The following is an 18,832-nucleotide window of genomic DNA, read 5'->3' as shown; positions in this document are numbered from 1 at the left end:
CCGGTTCTCTGAAGAGGTGAAGGGGGCCTTCGGAGGGAACGCGGAAAGTCGGCGCATGTGCTGTCTCCTTGCGGGGTGGCTACGAGTGCTGGTCGCACCCTGCCGCAGGCGGGCCGGGGCCGCAATCGAATTGTGTGCGCGCGAATCGTGTGCGCGAATCGTGCGCGCGGGAGGGGGGGCGGGACCGCGCGGACGCAGCGCACCCGTCCCCTTCCCGGCGCTCGTGCCGAGGGGCCCCCTCGGCACGGGCGCGTGCGGCGGGGTCAGGACGACGGAGTGGGCTTGGGCTCGCCGGGGTTGACCACGACGACCCCCTCCCCTTCCAGCTTCAGCTGCACGGCCTCGCCCGAGCCGCCCTTCACCATGGACCCGATGCTCTGCGAGCGGTGCAGCGAGGTGCTCAGCGCCGGGCTCCAGGCGACCACGGCGTCCGTGTCCACGTGGACGGGTGTCTGCGGCGTCACCGGCAGCACCAGCGGGATGCCCGCACTGGTGAGCGCCAGCCGGCCGGTGCCGGTGAAGGTGCAGTTGAACAGGCCGCCGCCGGCCATCCCGGCGCCCTTGACGGTGGTGATGTCGTAGTTCAGGGAGGCGTCGAAGCACAGGACGTTCTTGCCGTTGACCGTCAGGCCGTGGTTCTCGTCCACGTCGACGAGGAAGCAGTGGGCCGCGTCGGAGGCGAACCACGCCTCGCCCTCGCCGGTGACCGTCATGAGGGCCAGGCCCTCGCCGGTCACCGCGCGCTTGAGGAAGTTGCCCACGCCCTGGCCCTGGCGCTCGAACTCCAGGGACCCGCGCCAGGCGACCATGGTGCCCTGCCTGGCCCGTGCCTCGCCCTTGACGGCGTACCGCACCGCCATGGCGTTCTCCTGGGTGAGCCCGGGGGCCGACACGGGCTGGACGAGGTTCTCGGGATCGAAGAGGTTTCTCAGCATGCCGGTCCCGGTACCCGGCCGTGCGGCGGTCATACGACCGGAGTTGTACGTTCCGCGCACAGGTGGTTCCGCGCACAGATTCACGTCTCGTGTTCACGTCCCGTGCGGACGTCGCGCCCGCTGTGTGCGAGCCGCGCGGTGAAAATCGGATGTGCTGACGGCGCGGGCTTGTTAGGTTCGCCGGGTGCCGAAGCTGAATCAGATCATCGCCGTCGAAAAGGGCGTCAAGTCCAAGGCCCTCCAGGAACTCACCCAGGCCCACCAGGACGTGCAGAAGCCCGCCCTGCTGGCCGGCATCTCCCGGACCTACCAGCCCAAGGACGAGGAGGGCGAGCAGTTGCCGCCCGAGTCCACCCGGGTGCAGATCAAGGCCGAGGACGCGCTGCGGGCGACCGCCGGGACGCTGACGCGGCTGTTCGACGTGACCGCGACGAAGGACTGGGCGAACCGGTCCGCGGCCGCGGACGTGGTGGTCGACGGTGCGGTGCTGCTGCCCCAGGTGCCCGTCCCGTACCTGCTGTTCCTGGAGAAGCAGCTCACCGATCTGCACACCTTCGTGCGCAAGCTGCCGGTGCTGGACGCCTCCGAGTCGTGGAACCTGGACCCCTCGACGGATTCCTGGAAGACGGAACCGGTGCGGACCATCCGGACGAAGAAGGTGCCGCGCAACCACGTGAAGGCCGAGGCCACCGAGAAGCACCCGGCGCAGGTCGAGGTGTACTACGAGGACGTGCCGGTCGGTTACTGGACCACGGTGAAGTTCTCCGGCGCACTGCCCGCCCGGCGGGTCAACGAGCTCCTGGAGCGCGTCGAGAAGCTCCAGCAGGCGGTCAAGTTCGCCCGTGAGGAGGCGAACAACACGGAGGTCACCGACCAGCGGGTCGGCGACGCGGTATTCGGCTACCTCTTCCGGTAGCCCCACACACGCCCTCCGTCGCGAGCGGAGGGTGCGCGATGAGCGCAAGCTGAAACTGATGTTGAAGCTGATCAAGGGGTGTCAGTCGGGGGTTCGAATCCCTCCCCCCGCACCACGTGCGGGGGTGGCCCAGACCTGGCAGAGGCGGCCCCGTGAAACTCAGATTCTCGCTCCAGTCTCAGTATTCGCCGCCGAACACCGGATCGACCGGCCGTGGGCGAACATCGACGGATGGAGGTTCAAGTCCTCTCGGCGCCTCTTGCGTGGCGCTGTAGTTCAAAGGCAGAACACGTCGATCTCAACCTGATCCGCGGTCTTCAACGCCGCCGGTGTGCGCAATTGGGTGGCAAGCTGGAGCCCGGGAGCTGGACATGCTCCCGGGCTCCGTCACGTTCCGGCGCGTTCTTCGCGCCGAATTCCGGCCGGTTTCCGGTCAGAAGGGCATCCGCCCGCGGCCCTTGCGGCCGGCCGCACCGCTGCGGGAGACGGCCCGGGAGCTGGTGCCGAACGGCTTGCTCAGCCAGCGGCCGAGCGGCCCCGGGGCCTTGCTCGCGGCACGCGAACCCGCGCCGAGCGTGCGCTGGGTGCCGCGCTCCGGGTGCCGCGAGAGCCGGGGCAGGAAAAAGGCCAGGACCAGCAGGACGACACAGACGACGACGATGCCGACGACCATCATGGGGACACCTCGGTTCACTGGGGAAGGGGACGGCAGGGGACGCGTTCCGTGTGCCCCGCACCGCACCGCTTACGCCCCGCGCCCGGCCCGCAGCTCCGCCCGGGTCCCGGGCGCCGGCCTTGTCCACGCATATGACGGATCGTCATGTCGGTTGTGTGGCACAGGTGTTACGGGAGTGCGAGACCTCTTGTGGGGTCCGGGGGGATGGGCCAGTCTTTCGGTGTCGGCGGGTCGGCGGCAAGCCGGGATTCACCGCGCGTTGGCTTGTCATGCCCCTGTCGTGCACTCCCCCACAGCTGCACCCCGGTGCACCACCCCACGAGGAGGATCCCTCCGATGTCGATGCATTCAGCGCCTTCCCGCAGCGGTTTCGTCGCCCGAAGATGGGCGGTGGCCGGCGCCACCTCCGTGGCCGCCCTCGCGCTCGGCGCCGTCTCCGTGCTGCCCGCCGCCGCCGCTCCGGCCGCCGCGGAAGGCCGGATCGAGAACGCCGGCGTCGCCGGAGCCGTTCCCGGCAGCTACATCGTCACCCTCAAGGACTCCGTCGTCGACGCCGAGTCCCCGCGGGGCCAGGCGCTCGCCAAGCGGTACGGGGCCACGATCAAGGACACGTACGAGCGGGCCCTCAACGGGTACGCGGTCGAGCTGTCCGAGGCCCAGGCGAAGAAGTTCGCCGCCGACCCGGCGGTCGCCTCGGTCGCCCAGAACCGCGTCTTCAAGATCTCCGCCACCCAGCCCAACCCGCCCTCCTGGGGCCTGGACCGCATCGACCAGCGGGCCCTGCCGCTGGACCGGAGCTACACCTACCCCGACTCCGCGGGCGAGGGCGTGACGGCGTACATCATCGACACCGGTGTCCGCATCACCCACAGCGACTTCGGCGGCCGCGCCAGCTACGGCTTCGACGCGATCGACAACGACAACACCGCCCAGGACGGCAACGGCCACGGCACGCACGTCGCGGGCACCGTCGGCGGCACCGCGTACGGCGTGGCCAAGAAGGCGAAGATCGTCGGCGTCCGCGTGCTCAACAACCAGGGCTCCGGCACCACCGCCCAGGTCGTCGCCGGCATCGACTGGGTGACCCGGAACGCCGTGAAGCCCGCCGTGGCCAACATGAGCCTCGGCGGCGGCGTGGACAGCGCGCTCGACACCGCCGTGCGCAACTCCATCGCCAGCGGCATCACGTACGCCGTCGCCGCGGGCAACGACAGCTCCAACGCGCAGAACTACTCCCCGGCGCGCGTCACCGAGGCGATCACGGTCGGCTCGACGACCAACACCGACGCCCGCTCCAGCTTCTCCAACTACGGCAGCGTGCTGGACCTGTTCGCCCCGGGCTCCTCCATCACCTCCTCGTGGAACACCGGCGACACGGCCACCAACACCATCTCCGGCACGTCGATGGCCGCTCCGCACGCGGCGGGCGCGGCCGCGCTCTACCTGGCCGCCAACCGGACCGCCACCCCGGCGCAGGTCTCCTCCGCGCTGACCGCCGCCGCCACCCCGAACGTGGTCGGCAACCCGGGCACCGGCTCCCCGAACAGGCTCCTGAACGTGGGGAGTTCGACCACCCCGCCGCCCGGCAAGCGCTTCGAGAACGCCACCGACGTGGCGATCGCCGACAACGCCACCGTGGAGTCCCCCGTCACCGTCAGCGGTGTCGCGGGCAACGCCCCGGCGGCCCTGAGCGTGCAGGTCGACATCAAGCACACGTACATCGGCGACCTGAAGGTCGACCTGGTGGCCCCCGACGGCAGCGTCTACAACCTGAAGGCGTTCGGCACGGGCGGCAGCGCCGACAACATCGCCCAGACGTACACCGTCAACGCGTCCTCGGAGCCGGCCAACGGCACCTGGAAGCTGCGGGTGGCCGACAACGCCAACGCGGACGTGGGCAAGATCGACCTCTGGGCCCTCCAGTTCTGACAGTTCCGACCCCGGGCAGCCGGCGGTACCGGGAATGAAGGACCGCTCCCCGGGGCGGGCCGGGCGGCGGGGCCCCTGGGCTCCCCGCCCCGGCCCGCCCCGGCTCGTCCCGGCTCATCCCGGGGCTGCCCGTGCTTCAGCCCTTCGGCCCGAGCTCGCGCAGGTACTTCGCGAACTTCTCCAGGCCGTCCATGTTGCGCGGCCCGCTGATGCCCTCGTTGTAGTCGAGGACGAAGAAGTTGTTCTTCTTGACGGCGGGGAGTTCCTTCGTGCGGGGCGAGTTCCTCAAGAAGTCGATCTTCTTCTGGGCGGGCAGGTCCCCGTAGTCGAGGATCACGACGACCTCCGGCTCCGCCTCGGCGACGGCCTCCCAGTTCACCTGGGTCCAGCGCTGGTCGAGACCGTCGAAGACGTTCCGGCCGCCGGCGGACTTGATGATGTCGTTGGGCGGGACCTGGTTACCCGCGGTGAAGGGCTGCTCGGTGCCCGAGTCGTAGAGGAAGACCGGGACCGGGTCGCCCTTGGGCGCCTGTGCCTCGACCTTCGCCACCCGCTCCTTCAGGCGGCCGACGACCGCTTTCGCCCGGTCCTCCACCCGGAAGATCTTCCCCAGCCGTCCCAGGTCCTCGTACAGGGCCTCGAAGGGGGTCGACTTCTCCGGGAAGCCCGGGTAGTTGAAGCAGCTCTCGCCGTGCAGGAAGCTCTGCACGCCCAGCTTGTCGAGGATCTGCGGGGTGATGCCCCGCTCGGCCTTGAACCCGGAGTTCCAGCCGGCCACGACGAAGTCCGACTTGGCCTTCACGACGATCTCCTTGTTGAGCAGGTCGTCGCTGAGCATCTTCACCTTGGCGTAGTCGGCCGCCCACGGCGACTCCGTCACCGGCGGGTTCGCCGGGGGCATGACGTACCCGTGGACGTGGTCCACCAGACCCAGGCTGAACAGCTTGTCGGCGCTGCCGCCCTCGTACACGACGGCCCGCTGGGGAACCGTGTAGGCGACCGGTTCGCCGCACCTCTTGACCGTGACCTTCGGGGGCGCCTTGGCGTCCGCCTCGATCGTGGCGCCGCAGCCGCTGAGCAGCAGGACGGCGGCGAGGGCCGTGCCGAGGGCGACGGGGCGGCGCAGAGCGACGGGGGCGCTGTTCGTCTTCATGACGGGGGTGCCTTTCACGGGTTGTCACAGGAGGGGAGGGAGTACAGCAGTTGGGGGCCGCCCGTCAGCGGGTGGGGCACGACGCTCGCCGTGACGCCGAAGACCTCGGCGACGAGTTCCGGAGTGAGGACGTCCCGCGGCGGGCCCGCCGCGACCAGTCGTCCCTCGCTGAGCACCCCGATGCGGTCGCAGGCGGCCGCGGCGAGGTTGAGGTCGTGCAGGACGACCAGGACGGTGAGTCCCGAGCCGCGCAGCAGGGAGAGCAGTTCGACCTGGTGGCGGACGTCGAGGTGGTTGGTCGGTTCGTCCAGGACGAGGATCTCCGGTTCCTGGACGAGCGCACGGGCGAGCAGGACGCGCTGGCGTTCCCCGCCCGAGAGGGTGAGGATGCCGCGCCGGGCGAGGTGGCGGACGTCGAGCCGGTCCATCGCGCGCTCGCACAGTTCCCGTTCGCGGCGGTCGAGCGCCTGGTTGCCCCGCAGGTGGGGCGTGCGTCCCAGGGCGACGACCTCCTCGACGGTGAAGTCGAGGTCGACGGAGCCGTCCTGGGTCATGGCCGCGACGAGCTGGGCGCAGCGGCGCAGCGTCAGCGCGGAGAGGTCGTGGCCGTCCGCCCGTACGGCGCCCGCGCTGGGAGTGAGGGCCCGGTAGACGCACCGCAGCGCGGTGGACTTGCCGCTGCCGTTCGGTCCGACCAGTGCGACGACCTGCCCGCTCGGGACGTCCAGGGTCAGTGCGTCCACCAGCGTTCTGCCGTCGGTCTCGACGGAGATCCGGTCCAGTGCGAGGTCCATGTCAACGCCCCCCGAACAGGTAGCCCTTGCGGCGCATCACGGCCAGGAAGACCGGCACGCCGACGAGGGCGGTGATGACGCCCAGCGGCAGTTCGCGCGGTGCCACGAGCGTCCGGGACACCAGGTCGACCCACACCATGAACACCGCTCCGGCCAGCGGCGCCACGGCCAGCACCCGGGCGTGCGAGGCGCCGACGACCATGCGCACCAGATGCGGCATGACCAGTCCGACGAAGGCGATGGAGCCGCTGACGGCGACCATCACGCCCGTCATCAGCGAGGCCAGGACGAGCAGGGCCTTGCGGTGCCGGTCGGGGCCGATGCCCAGGCTCGCGGCGGTCTCGTCCCCGAGGGCGAGCACGTCGAGCGCCCGCCCGTACCGGTGCAGGACGAACAGGCCGAGGACGACGACCGCGGAGACCACCGGGAGCGCCCCCCAGTCGGCGGCGCCGAAGCTGCCCATCGTCCAGTACAGGACCATGCTGGTGGCCTCGCTGTCCGGGGCGGCGTAGATGAGCAGGCTCATCACCGCCTGGAAGCCCAGCGACAGGGCCACCCCGGTGAGCACGAGCCGCAGCGGGGAGAGCGCACCGCGCCGCGAGGAGGCGGTGTACACCAGGAACGACGCCGCGAGTGCTCCGAGGAAGGCGCCGGCCGAGACCGCGTGGACGCCCAGCGCGGCCAGGCCCCCGGTGACCGTCACGGCGACGGCCCCGACGGACGCGCCGGAGGAGACGCCCAGCACGAAGGGGTCGGCGAGGGCGTTGCGCACCATGGCCTGTACGGCCACGCCGACGGCGCTCAGCCCGGCTCCCACGAGCGCCGCGAGCAGGACGCGCGGGGTGCGGATCTCCCAGATGATCTGATACGTCGTCACCTCGGCGGCGGTGACGCTGCCGCCGCTGACGGCCGCCCACACGTACCGGGCGGTGTCCGCCGGGGAGACGACGGCGGCCCCCAGGCCGATCGCGACCACGATCGAGCACAGGAGGAGGACGGCCAGCAGGCCGCAGGCGAGCAGCAGGCCCGTGCGGGACGCGAGCCGGCCCCTGGGGCCTGCCGGGGGTCCGAGCGGAACCGGGTCGGCCGGTGGGGCGGCGCCGCTGTTCGCCGACGGTGCGGCGACGGGGGGCGGGGACATGAGGCAGGACCTTCCGGGATGAGTGTGCCGAGGGCGGCGAGGGCCGCGCGGCCCCTGAAGGGGGGCGCTTCGTTCGCCGGCCGCCGCCGACGCGGCGCGGGAACAGGGCAGTTGCCCGTTCCTGTCCGTCGGGAGCGGTCGCCCGGAGGAGGGCGGCGAGGCCAACGTATATGAAAACGATAATCAGAACTAGTCTTGCCCGGAACTTCTTGACAATCATTTTCATCTCGTGAAGGCTGCTGGAGGCCTCCCCCACTCCGCCTGCCCCGGCGCCTCTCCCCGGGCTGCCCGGGCGCAGTTCCAGCGCAGCTCAGGCGCATCCCGATCCGACCGAAGGGCCACCCATGCACGAGCACATAGCCGAGGCCGTCAAGGAACCGCACGTCGTGACCGTCCCGCCGGGCGCGATCTGTCTGCGGTTCGAGACGATGAAGCTCTACGCCGCCCTCGGCGCCGTACGTCACCTGCTGGACACCGGGCTGGTGAAGCCCGGCGACACCCTCGTCGACAGCTCCAGCGGCATCTACGCCCACGCGCTCGCCCTGGCCTGCCACCGCCACGGCCTGCGCTGCCACATCGTCGGCTCGACGACGGTCGACCGCACGCTCCGCGTCCAACTGGAGATCCTGGGCGCCACCCTGGAACAGGTCCGCCCCTCCCGGAACCTGCGGCTGGACCAGAACCTGCGCGTCGAGCGGATCTCCCAACTCCTGCGCGAGAACCCGCACTTCCACTGGATGCGGCAGTACCACGACGCCGTCCACTACCTCGGCTACCGCGACGTCGCGGACCTGATCCGCAAGGAGGTGCCGGAGGGGCCGCTCACCCTGGTCGGCGGCGTGGGCACCGGGGCGTCCACCGGGGCCGTCGCCACGTATCTGCGCGAGGCGGGCCGGGACGTGAGACTCGTCGGGGTGCAGCCCTTCGGCAGCGTCACCTTCGGCGCGGAGCACGTCCTGGACCCGGACATGATCATCGCCGGTATCGGCAGCTCCATCCCGTTCCAGAACGTGCGGCACGACCTGTACGACCGCATCCACTGGGTGAACTTCGACTACGCCACCTCCGGCGCGGTCGCCCTCCTGCGGGCCAGCGGCATCTTCGCCGGACTGTCGGCGGGGGCCGCCTACCTCGCCGCGCGCTGGGAGCTCCAGCGCGACACCACGCGGACCTGCGTCTTCTTCGCGGCCGACACCGGGCACCGGTACGTCGACAGCGCCTACTCCCGGCACGCCGACGCCGTCGCCCCCGGCGCGATGCGTCCCCACGAGGTCGCGGGGCAGGGCGCGTTGCGGCATCCGTGGTCGGCGATGGACTGGCCGCCGGCCGGCGCCCCGGAGGCCCAGGGCGACGGCCGCCCGCAGCGGTCCCCGCACCCACTCCACCCGCGGCCTCTTCCCCAGCCCGAGAACGTCTGACGCTCCCCGGGAGCCGTCAGCGCCCCGCCACCGAACCGCACCCACCCTGCACACCCCGAGGAACCGCGATGCCCCCTTCGCTGCCGCACTCCCTTCCCGACCTCCAACACGCCGTGCTCGACGGCGACTTCGGGCCCCGCCCGGCCGAGCTGACCGTCACCAGCGCCTTCTGGCTGCACCACACCACGCGGCTGGCGGACAGCGCGGTCACCTACCGCAACAGGTATCTGCTGATGCGCTCGGGCGACGCCTTCGGCGCCTGCTCGTTCGAGGGCGACGAGGTGGCCGCCGACTTCTGCGCCGACGCCTCGGGGCAGACGCTCGACGCCCTCCTGCGCCACGACGCGCCGGCCGTGCGCGTCGCCGCGCTCGACGCCTACCTCGGCCGCGTACGGCCGCACCGCACCGACCCGGAGGCCGAGCCCGTCCTGCTGCCCACCGGTACGCCCGAGGAACGCGCGCGGGCCAGGGACGCCGCCGTCGCCGGGCTGCTGGACATCGCGCCCGGCGCGAAGGTCGCACTGATCGGCGTCGTCAACCCGCTCGTCGCCGCGATACGGGAGCGGGGCGGCGTACCGCTGCCCTGTGACTTCCAGCTCCGCGCCACCCACTGGGGCGACCCCGTCACCGACGACATGACGCAGGTGCTCGCGGCGGCGGACGCCGTGGTCGCCACCGGCATGACCCTCGGCAACGGCAGCTTCGACCCGATCCTGGAGCACTGCCGCAAGCACGCGCTCCCCCTGACCGTGTACGCCCAGACCGGCAGCGCGGTGGCCCGCGCCTTCCTGGGGGCGGGCGTGACCGCACTGTCCGCGGAGCCGTTCCCCTTCTCCCAGTTCAGCGCCGACACCACCGTGCTGTACCGGTACCGGGCGGAGCGGGCATGAGCAACGAGACCCAGCACGACGCCGCCGCCCCCGAACCTCCCGCTTCGACCGCCACGGGCCGGGGCGAGGTGCCGGGCGACCTGCGGATGACCCGCCTGCTGTGGCCCTTCGTCCTGGCTTCGGCCGCCGGCCTGGTGCCCTTCACCGTCTACGGCACCTTCCTCGTGCCCATCGCCCGGGCGGCGGACGGCAGCGTCGCCGCGCTCGGGCAACTGCGCGGCCTCGGCGGGCTGGCGGCCCTCGCGGTGGGCACCGCCCTGGCACCGCTGATCGACCGGGTCCGCAAGGAGTGGGCGGCCGCGGGCGGGCTCGCCGTGCTCGCCGTCGCCGCGGCGCTCGGCGCGAGCGGCGACGTCCTGCTCCTGGCGGCGTTCTGCCTGCTCGTCGGCGCGGGTACCGCCGTACTGAATCCGGCCCTCACGGCGGCGGCCGCCGACCGCTTCGACAACGACGCGGCGGCCGGCCGCGCGGCCACCCTGATCACCGCCACCCAGTCGCTGACCGCCCTGCTGGCGGCTCCGCTCGTGGCCCTGCCCGCCCTGTTCTGGGGCTGGCGGGGCGACCTGTGGGCCGTCGCCGCGCTCACCTCGGCACTCGCGCTGTACTTCCTGCTGCGGGGCCGCCGCGCGCGGCGCGCCGAGGTCCCGGCCGAGGCGGCGGCACGGCCGGGCTACCTGGAGTCGTTCCGGCTGCTGGGGGCGCTGCCCGGCGTGGTACCGCTGCTGCTGGTGGCCCTGCTCCGGACGGCGGCCTTCATGGGGTACCTCGCCTACCTGGCCGCCTACTACGACGAGCGCTTCCGCCTCGGGCCCGAGACCTTCGCGCTCGTCTGGACGCTCAGCGGGACCTCCTTCTTCCTCGGCAACCTGTGCGCCGGACGGCTGCTCAGCGCGGAGCGGCGCGGGCTCGGCGGGGAGCGGCTGATGGCGGTCGCGCTGGGGGTGGCGCTGTGCGCGCTGGTCGGCGTCTTCCTCTCCCGGTCGCTGCTGGTCGCGCTGCCGCTGACGGCCCTGCTCGGCGCGGCCCACGCGACGGTGGCGGCCTGTGTCACCACCCTGCTGGTACGCCGCTGCGGCTCCCTGCGCGGAACGGCGCTGGGCGTCAACGCGGCCGGCATGAGCTTCGGCGTCTTCCTGGGGGCCGGTCTCGGCGGCGTGGGACTGTCGCTCGGCGGCTACCCCGGCGCGGCGGCGGTGCTGGGCGCGCTCACCCTCGTAGCGCTCCTGCTCACCCGGTGGGTGAGTCGCGGCGCGCCCGCCCCCGCCACGTGACGCGCCGTCAGCACGCGCGGGAGCGGACGCTGACGGCGTGGCCGCGGGCGGGCCCGCAGGGGGTGCCGTCCCAGGTGGCGGGCCACGGCGGGTCCGGTGCCGGGGACCGGCAGCGGGATCACGTGCCGGTCTCCGCGGCAAGGGACGCCCCCGCCGTACATGACATGTACATCTGGGTGGAGGACGGTGGGTGTCCGGCGGCTGCCGTGGCGTCACGTGGCGGCGGCACGCTCGCGCGGAATCGTCACTCGGCAGAGGAGAACCCCGTGTTCCGCTCCCCCATCGCCCCGCCGCTCACGCTGGCCGCGACCACCCTGCTCGCGGTGTCGGCCGTGGCCGTGCCCGCCCAGGCGGGCGACCGTTCGTCCGGCGGCCCGCTGCCCGCGGTCGCCGCCCGCGCGGAGACGCCGGTGCTGCACGACGACGCGCAGGGCGGCAACGCCGACGCCGACGACCCGGCGATCTGGCGCGACGCCACCGCTCCCGGGCGCAGCCTCGTCATCGCGACGGCGAAGGAGGGCGGCCTGCGGGTCTACGACCTGGACGCGCGGCCCGTGCAGACGATCGCCGCGCCGCCGGCCGCCGGGGAGGGGGACGCCCCGGGCCGGTTCAACAATGTCGACCTCGTCGCCGGGCTGCGGCTGTCGTCCGGGCGGGCGGACCTGGCCGTCACCACCGACCGGGGCCACGACCGGCTGCGTTTCTACCGCATCGACCGCGACCGTGCGGGCGGCCCGCTCACCGACGTCACGGACCCGGCCGCTCCCGCCGTCTTCTCCCGGGACCAGGCCGAGGTCAATGAGCAGCGGACCGCGTACGGGCTCGCCACCTGGACCGACCGGTCCAGCGGACGTTCGTACGCGTTGGTGAGCCGCCGTGAGCGGACCGGGATCGCGCTGCTGGAGCTGCTTCCCGCCGCGGGCGGCAAGGTCACCTACCGCACGGTCCGCCACCTGGACCTGCCCTCCGCCTTCCGGCTGCCGAACGGCAGGACGTGGACCCCGTGCGCCGAACCGGGCGAACTGCCCCAGGTCGAGGGCATGGTGGTCGATCCGGCCGACGGCACCCTGTACGCCGGGCAGGAGGACGTCGGCATCTGGCGTCTGCGCGCGGACCTCACCGGGACGCCCGAACTCCTCGACAAGGTCCGCGAGTACGGGGTGCCCGGCACCTACGACGAGCAGACCGAGGAGTGCGTGGCGGGCGCCGACCCCGGCTTCGGCGGCACCCGGATCAGCGCGGACGTCGAGGGCCTGACACTGGTCACCGAGGCGGACGGGGACGGACACCTCCTCGCCTCCAGCCAGGGCGACAACACCTTCGCCGCCTACGACCGCGAGCGCGGGGACGACAACGAGTACGAGGGCGGGTTCCGGGTCGCACCGGCGGGCGGCAGGCCGGACGGGTCCGAGGAGTGCGACGGGGCCGCCGCGCTGAACGCCCCCCTCGGGTCCCGCTACCCGCGCGGCCTGCTGGTCGTGCAGGACGGGCAGGACTCCCCCGGTGACGGAGACCGTCCCGCGACCAACTTCAAGTTCGTCGACCTCGGTACGGTGCTGGACGCCCTCGACGACTGAACCCCCCTCACCCCGCGTCGCGCGCCGGGCCGAGGACGGCCCGCATCTCCTCCTCGATGATCTGCGGGAACGGCGCCCCGTCCTGGTTGCCCAGGATGACGCCGACCCAACCGGTGTCCGGATAGATGTTCCAGCTCGCGAAGCTGCCGGGGTTCACGCCCGCACGCCCCTTCAGCCACTGGCCGTTGACGATGCCGACCGGCATCTGGTACGCCCCGAACGACGCGTCGACGGGGAACGCCGCCCCGCGTGCCAGGCCGCCGCCCTGCGGGGCGTGCGGGATCTTCGGTCCGGTGAGCAGTTCGGCGTAGTGCCGGTCCAGCAGTGTTCCGTCGGTCAGCGCGTGCGCGAAGCGGACGAGGTCCGGCGCGGTCGCGAAACCGCCGTCCCCGGGGGCGTCGACGAAGGTGCGGGCGGGGTTCTTGCCGAGCTGGTACGGGTCCTGGCTGCCCTTGTCCAGGTTGCGGACGGCGTCCACCAGGCTGCCGTCCGCCTGGCGCATGTACGAGTGCGCGAGGTGCCTGTCGGTGAGCCACTGGGGCCGGGTGAAGAACGCCGTGCCGGTCATGCCGCAGCGCCGGAAGACGTTCTCCTCGACGTAGTCCCAGTACGTCGTCCCGGTGACGGCCTCCACGATCATCGCGGGGATGGCGATCTCGGCCCCGGCGTGCTCGGTCGGCGTGCCCGGGGCGGCCACCGGCCTGGCCTGCCGGGCCCACCGCTCGCAGTACTCGCGCACCTCCTCGCGGCTCTGGAAGACGCGTTCCAGGTCCTCGGGCGGGCTGTCCAGGCCGGAGGTGCCGGAGAGCAGGTGGTGGAGGGTCACCTTCTCGGCGACCTCCTCGGCGAAGCCCTTCAGGTGAGCGCCCACGGTGTCCCAGAGGTGCAGCCTTCCCTGCTGTACCAGTTGCAGGACCGCCACCGGGCCGAACGGCTTGCCCGCCGAGGAGAGGTTGAAGGCGATGCCGGGGTGGTTGCGGATGCCTCTCTCCTTGTCGGCCATGCCGTAACTGCGCGACAGCACGGTGCGGCCCCGGTGCGAGAGCAGCACCACACCGGAGAAGTCGCCCTCCGCCGCCAGCTTCGCCAGGTACCGGTCGTAGGCGCCGCCGGGCCGGGTGTCCGGCGGCACGGTGTCCGCTCCATCCGCTCCATCCGCTGGCGGAGCGGCGCGGCCGGGTCCGGCGGCCGCGGCCCGCCCCCCGCCGGCCACCATCGCGGCCGTCGCGGCCCCGCTCCAGCCCAGCAGCCGCCTCCTGCCGAGACCGCGTACGGAATCCGATCCCATCGCCACACTTCCCTTCCGTTGCCCCGGCGCCCGGTCCTCCGGATCGCCCGGTCCTCGGGGCCGCCCGCTCCTGCGGCTGCCCGCCCGACCGACCGGCCCCGTGCGCACGGTGGTTCGTGGGTCCACTGAAGCCGGTGCGCCGATGCGGGGACGTATGCGTTTTTCGATATGTCCACGAAAGGCGCGGGGTGCCGTCTGTGCCCGTGGGGAGGGCGTGCCGAAGGGCGCGGCCCGGCCGGCAGCGCACGGCCACCGCCCGGATAGGGTGGCGTCCTCCCCCTTCGCCTTACGCTCCGGAGCCCCCATGGAACCGCCCACCGGCCTGATCCAGGCCCCGCCGGGCAGCTCACCGGGCCGGGGCACCCCGGCTTCCGTCCGGGCCGCGGGCGCCGCGTCGGTGGTGACCGTGTGCGCGATCGCCTGGGCCGCCGGGGGCGACGAGCTGCTCACCGGCCCCGGTTTCCGCGCCTGGCAGACGATCACCGTGGCGATCCTCGTGCAGGCACTGCCGTTCCTGCTGCTGGGCACGCTGATATCCGGCGCGGTCAACGCCTTCGTGCCGGCCCAGGTGTTCGGCAGGGCGCTGCCGCGCAATCCCGTTCTCGCGGTTCCGGTGGCGGGCGCGGCGGGGATCGTGCTGCCGGGCTGCGAGTGTGCGTCGGTACCGGTCGCCAGGAGTCTGATCCAGCGCGGGGTGACCCCGTCGGCCGCCTTCGCCTTCCTCCTGTCGGCTCCCGCGATCAACCCCGTCGTCCTGGTGTCCACGGCGGTCGCCTTTCCGACGAGCCCGGAGATGGTGGCGGCCCGGCTGGTCGCCTCGCTGGCGACGTCCGTGCTGATGGGCTGGCTCTGGCTGCGGTTCGGACGTGACCGGTGGCTGCGGATGCCCGCCCGGCACACCGGTCACCAGCACGGCGGCAGCCGCCTGGAGGAGTTCCGGACCGGCTTCCAGCACGACTTCCTGCACGCCGGCGGTTTCCTGGTGCTGGGCGCGGCGGCCGCGGCCACCTTCAACGTCACCGTCCCGAAGTCGGTGCTGGAGGCCTTCTCGTCGTCGCCCTGGCTCTCGGTGCTCTTCCTCGCCGCGCTGGCGATCGTGCTGGCCGTCTGCTCGGAGGCGGACGCCTTCCTGGCCGCCTCGCTCACCGGCTTCTCCCCGACCGCCCGGCTGGCGTTCATGGTCGTCGGGCCGATGGTCGACCTGAAGCTGATCGCCCTCCAGGCGGGGACCTTCGGCCGGGCGTTCGCCTGGCGCTTCTCGGCGGCGACCGCCGTCGCGGCCGTCGTGTGCACCGCGCTGACCGGATGGTGGCTGCTGTGAGACCCCACGCCCAGCCGCTTCTTCTGCTGGTCCTCGGCACGGCGGTCCTGCGGATCTCGCTGTTCAGCGACGTGTGCCTGCGGTACGTGAAGGAGAGCGCCCAGCCGTTCCTGATCGCGACCGGGTTCCTGCTCGCCGCCCTCGGGCTGGTGGGGGTGGCGCGCGATGTCGTGCCACGGGTGCGGAAGCGGGTCGCCGGGAAGGGCGCCGAGGAGCTGGCGCCGTCCGGGGCGGGCGGCCCGGCTCCCCGCGCGGGCGCGCCTCAGGACGTGCCCGGGCACGAGGGTGACGGCGGGGGCGGAACCCACGGCGAGGAGCACGGCCACGACCACTCCCGCGGGCCGCGGGTGGCCTGGCTGCTGCTGCCCCCGGCGCTGCTCCTGCTGCTCCTCGCCCCGCCCGCCCTGGGTTCGTACACCGCCTCCCGCGACCAGCCGCAACTCGTCCAGGACTACGGGCGGTTCGACCCGCTGCCCGCCGCGGGACGCCCGGTGCCCCTGTCCCTCACCGAACTGGTCGCCCGGCTCCAGCAGGACGGGAGCGGAAGCCTGAAGGGCCGCACGCTGGTCGTCCAGGGCTTCGTCACTCCCGTCCGGGACCCGGCCGGGGACAAGGCCGGGACCTGGCGGCTGACCCGCCTCCTGGTCTCCTGCTGCGCCGCCGACTCCCAGTCCCTGAGCGTCACCGTGCACGGGGCGCAAGCGCCGCCCGCCGACGCCTGGGTGCGGGTCACCGGCACCTGGCGGCCGGGCGGCACGTTCGGCACCACCTCCGCCTCGCTCGCGCTCGACGCCGCCTCGGTCACCCGCGTCCCGGACCCCGCGAACCCCTACCTGGACAAGGCTCCCGCCCTCTGAACCAGCCCCTCGGCGGGGGCGTCGGTCAGGAGACCTGGGGGACCCGGAACCGGCGCCGGTACTCAGTCGGCGTCGTGTTCAGCCGGCGGCGGAAGGCCCGTACGAGCGTGTCGGTGGTGCCGAAGCCGCACAGGGACGCGATCCGGTCGAGGGTGGCGTCGGAGGACTCCAGTTCGTGGCGGGCCTTCTCGACGCGCACCGACTCGATGTACGCGTGCGGGGTCATGCCCAGTTCGGTCTTGAACAGGCGCGTCAGGTGCCGGTCGCTGACGTGGGCGTGGGCGGCCAGGTCCACGACGGTGAGCGGCTCGGAGAGATGACGCAGGATGTGGTGGCGCAGGTCCTCGATGCGCCGGGTCGTGGAGACCTGTTCCAGCGGAACGCTGAACTGGCTCTGTCCGCTGGGGCGTTTGAGGTACATCACGAGCTGGCGGGCCACCCGCAGCGCGACGGCCTCGCCGAGGTCGTCGGCGATCAGGGCGAGCGAGAGGTCCAGGCAGGCGCTGATGCCGGCGCCGGTCCACACGTTGCCCTCGCGGATGAAGATCGGGTCGGCGTCGACCTCCACCTCCGGGTGGTCGGCGGCCAGTTGCTGCGCGGTCGACCAGTGCGTGGTGGCCCGTTTGCCGTCGAGCAGTCCGGCGGCGGCGAGCAGGTGCGCCCCGACGCACACCGAGGTGATCCGCCGCGTCCGCGCGGCGAGTTCCTTCACCCGGTGGACCAGTGCGGGCTCGACGAGGGGGTGGACGCGCCCCTCGCCGTCGACCTCCACCGCGCCCGGGACGATGAGCGTGTCGATGCCGCGCGCGGCGACCTGGTCGAAGGTGAGGTCGGGCAGGACGCGGACGCCGGCGCCGGTGGTGACCGGGTCCATGGTCTCGGCGGCGAGGACCACCCGGTACCCGGCCGCCTCGGCGGTCTCGCGTCTGGCCAGCGCGAACACCTCCGGCGGTCCGGTGACGTCGAGCAGGTCCACGCCTTCGAAGATCACGATCACGACGAGCCGTCGCGCGGTGTCCGCCACTGTTTCCTCCTGCTGGTGCTGCGGGTCGTGTTGAGGCTGGTGCTGCCGATGCCGGCGCTGCCGCCGTACGGGTCCGGACCGCACGTCGGTATCTGCATGTTAGAGGTCATTGTTGACATCGAGTTGAGCTCGTAGCGTGGTGGACACAGCCGCCCGACCGGCAGATCCGGGGTGGCGGGCTGTGTCTCTCCCACGCGACACGAAGGCGGTACACCCATGCCCAGGACCACGCTGCGCGAGCTGAACGGCTTCGACCAGGCGCCCGCGAAGCTGGCCGAGTCGACGCTCGTCCTGATCGACTTCCAGAACACCTACACCCGGGGCGTGATGGAGCTCGACGGGTGGCAGGAGTCCCTCGACGCCGGCGCGCAGTTGCTGGCCCGGGCCCGTGCGGCCGGCACGAAGGTCGTGCACGTCATCAACGACGGCGGGGAGGGAACTCCGTACGACATCCGCGCGGAGATCGGCCGGATCCACCCGAAGGTCGCCCCCGTCGACGGCGAGCCGGTCGTCGTCAAGGAGGTCCCGAACGCGTTCGTCGGCACCGACCTGGCCCGTCACCTCACCGAGGGCCAGGACGTCGTCATCGCGGGCTGGATGACCCACATGTGTGTCGCGTTCACGGCACAGGGCGCGTTCCTGAACGGCAACCGTCCCACGGTCGCCGCCGACGCCACCGCCACCCGCTCGCTGCCCGTCGCGGGCACCGAGGTCCCGGCCGAGCAGGTGCACCAGGGCGCCCTCGCCACCATCGCCGACCTGTACGGGGTCGTCGTCGCCTCCCAGAAGGAGATCGTCTGATGAAGCCGCTGCGCACGCTCGTCGCCCTGGGCGCCACCGCTCTGCTCGCGGTCACCGTGACCGCGTGCGGCGGGGAGACCCAGGCCGCCACCGGCACCGACCGGCAGAACGCGAAGGCGTCGCCGTCCGCCGCGCCGACCGCCGGCGAGAACGTCGCGAAGAACACCACGACGCTGCGTCAGCTCATGAAGCTCGACGAGACGCCGGCGACGCTCTCCAACGCCACGCTGGTGCTGGTCGACTACCAGAACGTCTACACCGGCGGAACGATGGAGCTCACCGGCTGGAGCGAGGCGGTGAACAACACCAAGGCCCTGCTGGAGCGGGCCCGCAAGGCCAGGACGCCGGTCGTCCACATCGTCGAGAAGGGCTACGACCTCAAGTCGAAGGCCGGGCAGATCATCCCGGCGCTCAAGCCGGTCAGGGGCGAGGCAGTGGTGGAGAAGGCCGTCCCCAACGGCTTCCACGACACCGGGCTCGACAAGGAGCTCAAGAAGACCGGCCGCAAGAACGTCATCATCGCCGGTTTCATGACGCACATGTGCACCCTGTTCACCACCGAGGGCGCCGTCTACAACGGCTACCGGCCGACCGTGGTCGGCGACGCCTCCGCGACCCGGCCGCTGCCGGTCAACGGCAACCCCGGCGGCATTCCCGCGAAGCAGGTCCACGAGGCCGCGCTCGCCACGATCCAGGACCGCTTCGGCGTCGTGGTGCCGAAGCAGGCCGACCTCAAGTAGCGCTCCGCGCAGCCGTCCTCGGCGGGGGAAGGGACCTGGTCTCCTTCCCCCGCCGACGGCCGCGGCCGCGCCCCCCCCCCCCCCCGCCCCCCCCCCGGGGG

Annotated in this window: 18 protein-coding genes; 10 read left to right on the top strand and 8 right to left on the bottom strand. The window is 72.5% G+C overall.

Going from position 1 to position 18,832, the window contains the following annotated elements; translation table 11 throughout:
- Positions 1 to 263 precede the first annotated feature (263 nt).
- Positions 264 to 935 carry an AIM24 family protein gene (locus tag ACIP93_RS18525; protein ID WP_401760191.1) on the bottom strand — a complete coding sequence of 224 codons (672 nt, stop codon included), beginning with the start codon at positions 933 to 935 and terminating at the stop codon, positions 264 to 266.
- A gap of 184 nt (positions 936 to 1,119) precedes the next feature.
- Here ACIP93_RS18525 and ACIP93_RS18520 point away from each other — a divergent pair, with 184 nt between their 5' ends.
- Complete coding sequence (locus ACIP93_RS18520) at positions 1,120 to 1,851, top strand: hypothetical protein (RefSeq protein WP_345219635.1); 732 nt, start codon at positions 1,120 to 1,122, stop codon at positions 1,849 to 1,851.
- A 433-nt stretch (positions 1,852 to 2,284) separates the two neighbouring features.
- On the opposite strand, the gene ACIP93_RS18515 is transcribed toward ACIP93_RS18520, so the two are convergent.
- Complete coding sequence (locus ACIP93_RS18515; RefSeq protein WP_345219634.1) at positions 2,285 to 2,527, bottom strand: DUF6411 family protein; 243 nt, start codon at positions 2,525 to 2,527, stop codon at positions 2,285 to 2,287.
- Positions 2,528 to 2,863: 336 nt separating this feature from the next.
- On the opposite strand from ACIP93_RS18515, the gene ACIP93_RS18510 reads away from it, so the two are divergent.
- Positions 2,864 to 4,456: a S8 family serine peptidase gene (locus ACIP93_RS18510; protein ID WP_380837445.1), complete on the top strand. Its 1,593-nt coding sequence runs from the start codon at positions 2,864 to 2,866 to the stop codon at positions 4,454 to 4,456.
- Between the two features lie 136 nt (positions 4,457 to 4,592).
- On the opposite strand, the gene ACIP93_RS18505 is transcribed toward ACIP93_RS18510, so the two are convergent.
- From ACIP93_RS18505 to ACIP93_RS18495, 3 genes are read right to left on the bottom strand one after another with little or no spacing between them, the layout of a single operon-like run.
- Entirely contained in the window at positions 4,593 to 5,609 is a 1,017-nt protein-coding gene (locus ACIP93_RS18505; RefSeq protein ID WP_401760188.1) for an ABC transporter substrate-binding protein, read from the bottom strand.
- Positions 5,610 to 5,623: 14 nt separating this feature from the next.
- Positions 5,624 to 6,403: an ABC transporter ATP-binding protein gene (locus ACIP93_RS18500; protein WP_345219632.1), complete on the bottom strand. Its 780-nt coding sequence runs from the start codon at positions 6,401 to 6,403 to the stop codon at positions 5,624 to 5,626.
- Position 6,404: 1 nt separating this feature from the next.
- Positions 6,405 to 7,424 (bottom strand): FecCD family ABC transporter permease, encoded by a 1,020-nt coding sequence (locus tag ACIP93_RS18495; RefSeq protein WP_401760620.1) that lies wholly within the window; start codon positions 7,422 to 7,424, stop codon positions 6,405 to 6,407.
- A 464-nt stretch (positions 7,425 to 7,888) separates the two neighbouring features.
- Between ACIP93_RS18495 and ACIP93_RS18490 the strand changes: the two genes are divergently transcribed.
- From ACIP93_RS18490 to ACIP93_RS18475, 4 genes are all read left to right on the top strand, one after another.
- Positions 7,889 to 8,962 carry a pyridoxal-phosphate dependent enzyme gene (locus ACIP93_RS18490; RefSeq protein WP_401760185.1) on the top strand — a complete coding sequence of 358 codons (1,074 nt, stop codon included), beginning with the start codon at positions 7,889 to 7,891 and terminating at the stop codon, positions 8,960 to 8,962.
- A gap of 68 nt (positions 8,963 to 9,030) precedes the next feature.
- Positions 9,031 to 9,852 (top strand): Rossmann-like domain-containing protein, encoded by an 822-nt coding sequence (locus ACIP93_RS18485; protein WP_401760182.1) that lies wholly within the window; start codon positions 9,031 to 9,033, stop codon positions 9,850 to 9,852.
- The gene (locus tag ACIP93_RS18480; RefSeq protein WP_401760180.1) at positions 9,849 to 11,123 is read left to right on the top strand and encodes an MFS transporter; all 1,275 of its coding nucleotides are present in this window, start codon (positions 9,849 to 9,851) and stop codon (positions 11,121 to 11,123) included. The genes ACIP93_RS18485 and ACIP93_RS18480 overlap by 4 nt, the downstream gene beginning before the upstream one ends.
- 266 nt (positions 11,124 to 11,389) lie before the next feature.
- Entirely contained in the window at positions 11,390 to 12,700 is a 1,311-nt protein-coding gene (locus ACIP93_RS18475; RefSeq protein WP_401760177.1) for a phytase, read from the top strand.
- A 7-nt stretch (positions 12,701 to 12,707) separates the two neighbouring features.
- Here ACIP93_RS18475 and ACIP93_RS18470 read toward each other — a convergent pair whose 3' ends face one another.
- Positions 12,708 to 13,988 carry a serine hydrolase domain-containing protein gene (locus ACIP93_RS18470; RefSeq protein ID WP_401760174.1) on the bottom strand — a complete coding sequence of 427 codons (1,281 nt, stop codon included), beginning with the start codon at positions 13,986 to 13,988 and terminating at the stop codon, positions 12,708 to 12,710.
- A 304-nt stretch (positions 13,989 to 14,292) separates the two neighbouring features.
- On the opposite strand from ACIP93_RS18470, the gene ACIP93_RS18465 reads away from it, so the two are divergent.
- Together ACIP93_RS18465 and ACIP93_RS18460 are read left to right on the top strand one after the other, a co-directional pair.
- Entirely contained in the window at positions 14,293 to 15,309 is a 1,017-nt protein-coding gene (locus tag ACIP93_RS18465) for a permease (RefSeq protein ID WP_401760171.1), read from the top strand.
- Positions 15,306 to 16,166 (top strand): TIGR03943 family putative permease subunit, encoded by an 861-nt coding sequence (locus tag ACIP93_RS18460; protein ID WP_401760168.1) that lies wholly within the window; start codon positions 15,306 to 15,308, stop codon positions 16,164 to 16,166. The genes ACIP93_RS18465 and ACIP93_RS18460 overlap by 4 nt, the downstream gene beginning before the upstream one ends.
- 25 nt (positions 16,167 to 16,191) lie before the next feature.
- Here the strand turns inward: ACIP93_RS18460 and ACIP93_RS18455 are convergent, their stop codons facing one another.
- Together ACIP93_RS18455 and ACIP93_RS18450 are read right to left on the bottom strand one after the other, a co-directional pair.
- Positions 16,192 to 17,190 carry a helix-turn-helix domain-containing protein gene (locus tag ACIP93_RS18455; RefSeq protein WP_345219625.1) on the bottom strand — a complete coding sequence of 333 codons (999 nt, stop codon included), beginning with the start codon at positions 17,188 to 17,190 and terminating at the stop codon, positions 16,192 to 16,194.
- The gene (locus ACIP93_RS18450; RefSeq protein WP_401760164.1) at positions 17,160 to 17,288 is read right to left on the bottom strand and encodes a hypothetical protein; all 129 of its coding nucleotides are present in this window, start codon (positions 17,286 to 17,288) and stop codon (positions 17,160 to 17,162) included. Before ACIP93_RS18450 ends, ACIP93_RS18455 begins: the two co-directional genes overlap by 31 nt.
- 118 nt (positions 17,289 to 17,406) lie before the next feature.
- On the opposite strand from ACIP93_RS18450, the gene ACIP93_RS18445 reads away from it, so the two are divergent.
- Together ACIP93_RS18445 and ACIP93_RS18440 are read left to right on the top strand one after the other, a co-directional pair.
- On the top strand, positions 17,407 to 17,991 hold the full coding sequence (locus tag ACIP93_RS18445; protein WP_345219624.1) for an isochorismatase family protein: 585 nt from the start codon (positions 17,407 to 17,409) through the stop codon (positions 17,989 to 17,991).
- Positions 17,991 to 18,731 carry a cysteine hydrolase family protein gene (locus tag ACIP93_RS18440; protein ID WP_401760161.1) on the top strand — a complete coding sequence of 247 codons (741 nt, stop codon included), beginning with the start codon at positions 17,991 to 17,993 and terminating at the stop codon, positions 18,729 to 18,731. The genes ACIP93_RS18445 and ACIP93_RS18440 overlap by 1 nt, the downstream gene beginning before the upstream one ends.
- Positions 18,732 to 18,832 lie beyond the last annotated feature (101 nt).

The sequence above is a fragment of the Streptomyces sp. NPDC088745 genome (assembly GCF_044751045.1).
GTDB lineage: Bacteria > Actinomycetota > Actinomycetes > Streptomycetales > Streptomycetaceae > Streptomyces > Streptomyces cremeus.
This window is presented reverse-complemented; position numbering and strand designations above follow the sequence as displayed.

Excerpts from the sequence above, each read along its gene's own strand:
- ACIP93_RS18465 (WP_401760171.1), top strand. The coding sequence starts at position 14,293 with ATGGAACCGCCCACCGGCCTGATCCAGGCCCCGCCGGGCAGCTCACCG.
- ACIP93_RS18445 (WP_345219624.1), top strand. The coding sequence starts at position 17,407 with ATGCCCAGGACCACGCTGCGCGAGCTGAACGGCTTCGACCAGGCGCCC.
- ACIP93_RS18505 (WP_401760188.1), bottom strand. The coding sequence starts at position 5,609 with ATGAAGACGAACAGCGCCCCCGTCGCTCTGCGCCGCCCCGTCGCCCTC.
- ACIP93_RS18525 (WP_401760191.1), bottom strand. The coding sequence starts at position 935 with ATGCTGAGAAACCTCTTCGATCCCGAGAACCTCGTCCAGCCCGTGTCG.
- ACIP93_RS18515 (WP_345219634.1), bottom strand. The coding sequence starts at position 2,527 with ATGATGGTCGTCGGCATCGTCGTCGTCTGTGTCGTCCTGCTGGTCCTG.
- ACIP93_RS18470 (WP_401760174.1), bottom strand. The coding sequence starts at position 13,988 with ATGGGATCGGATTCCGTACGCGGTCTCGGCAGGAGGCGGCTGCTGGGC.
- ACIP93_RS18450 (WP_401760164.1), bottom strand. The coding sequence starts at position 17,288 with ATGCAGATACCGACGTGCGGTCCGGACCCGTACGGCGGCAGCGCCGGC.
- ACIP93_RS18500 (WP_345219632.1), bottom strand. The coding sequence starts at position 6,403 with ATGGACCTCGCACTGGACCGGATCTCCGTCGAGACCGACGGCAGAACG.
- ACIP93_RS18485 (WP_401760182.1), top strand. The coding sequence starts at position 9,031 with ATGCCCCCTTCGCTGCCGCACTCCCTTCCCGACCTCCAACACGCCGTG.
- ACIP93_RS18440 (WP_401760161.1), top strand. The coding sequence starts at position 17,991 with ATGAAGCCGCTGCGCACGCTCGTCGCCCTGGGCGCCACCGCTCTGCTC.
- ACIP93_RS18510 (WP_380837445.1), top strand. The coding sequence starts at position 2,864 with ATGTCGATGCATTCAGCGCCTTCCCGCAGCGGTTTCGTCGCCCGAAGA.
- ACIP93_RS18480 (WP_401760180.1), top strand. The coding sequence starts at position 9,849 with ATGAGCAACGAGACCCAGCACGACGCCGCCGCCCCCGAACCTCCCGCT.
- ACIP93_RS18490 (WP_401760185.1), top strand. The coding sequence starts at position 7,889 with ATGCACGAGCACATAGCCGAGGCCGTCAAGGAACCGCACGTCGTGACC.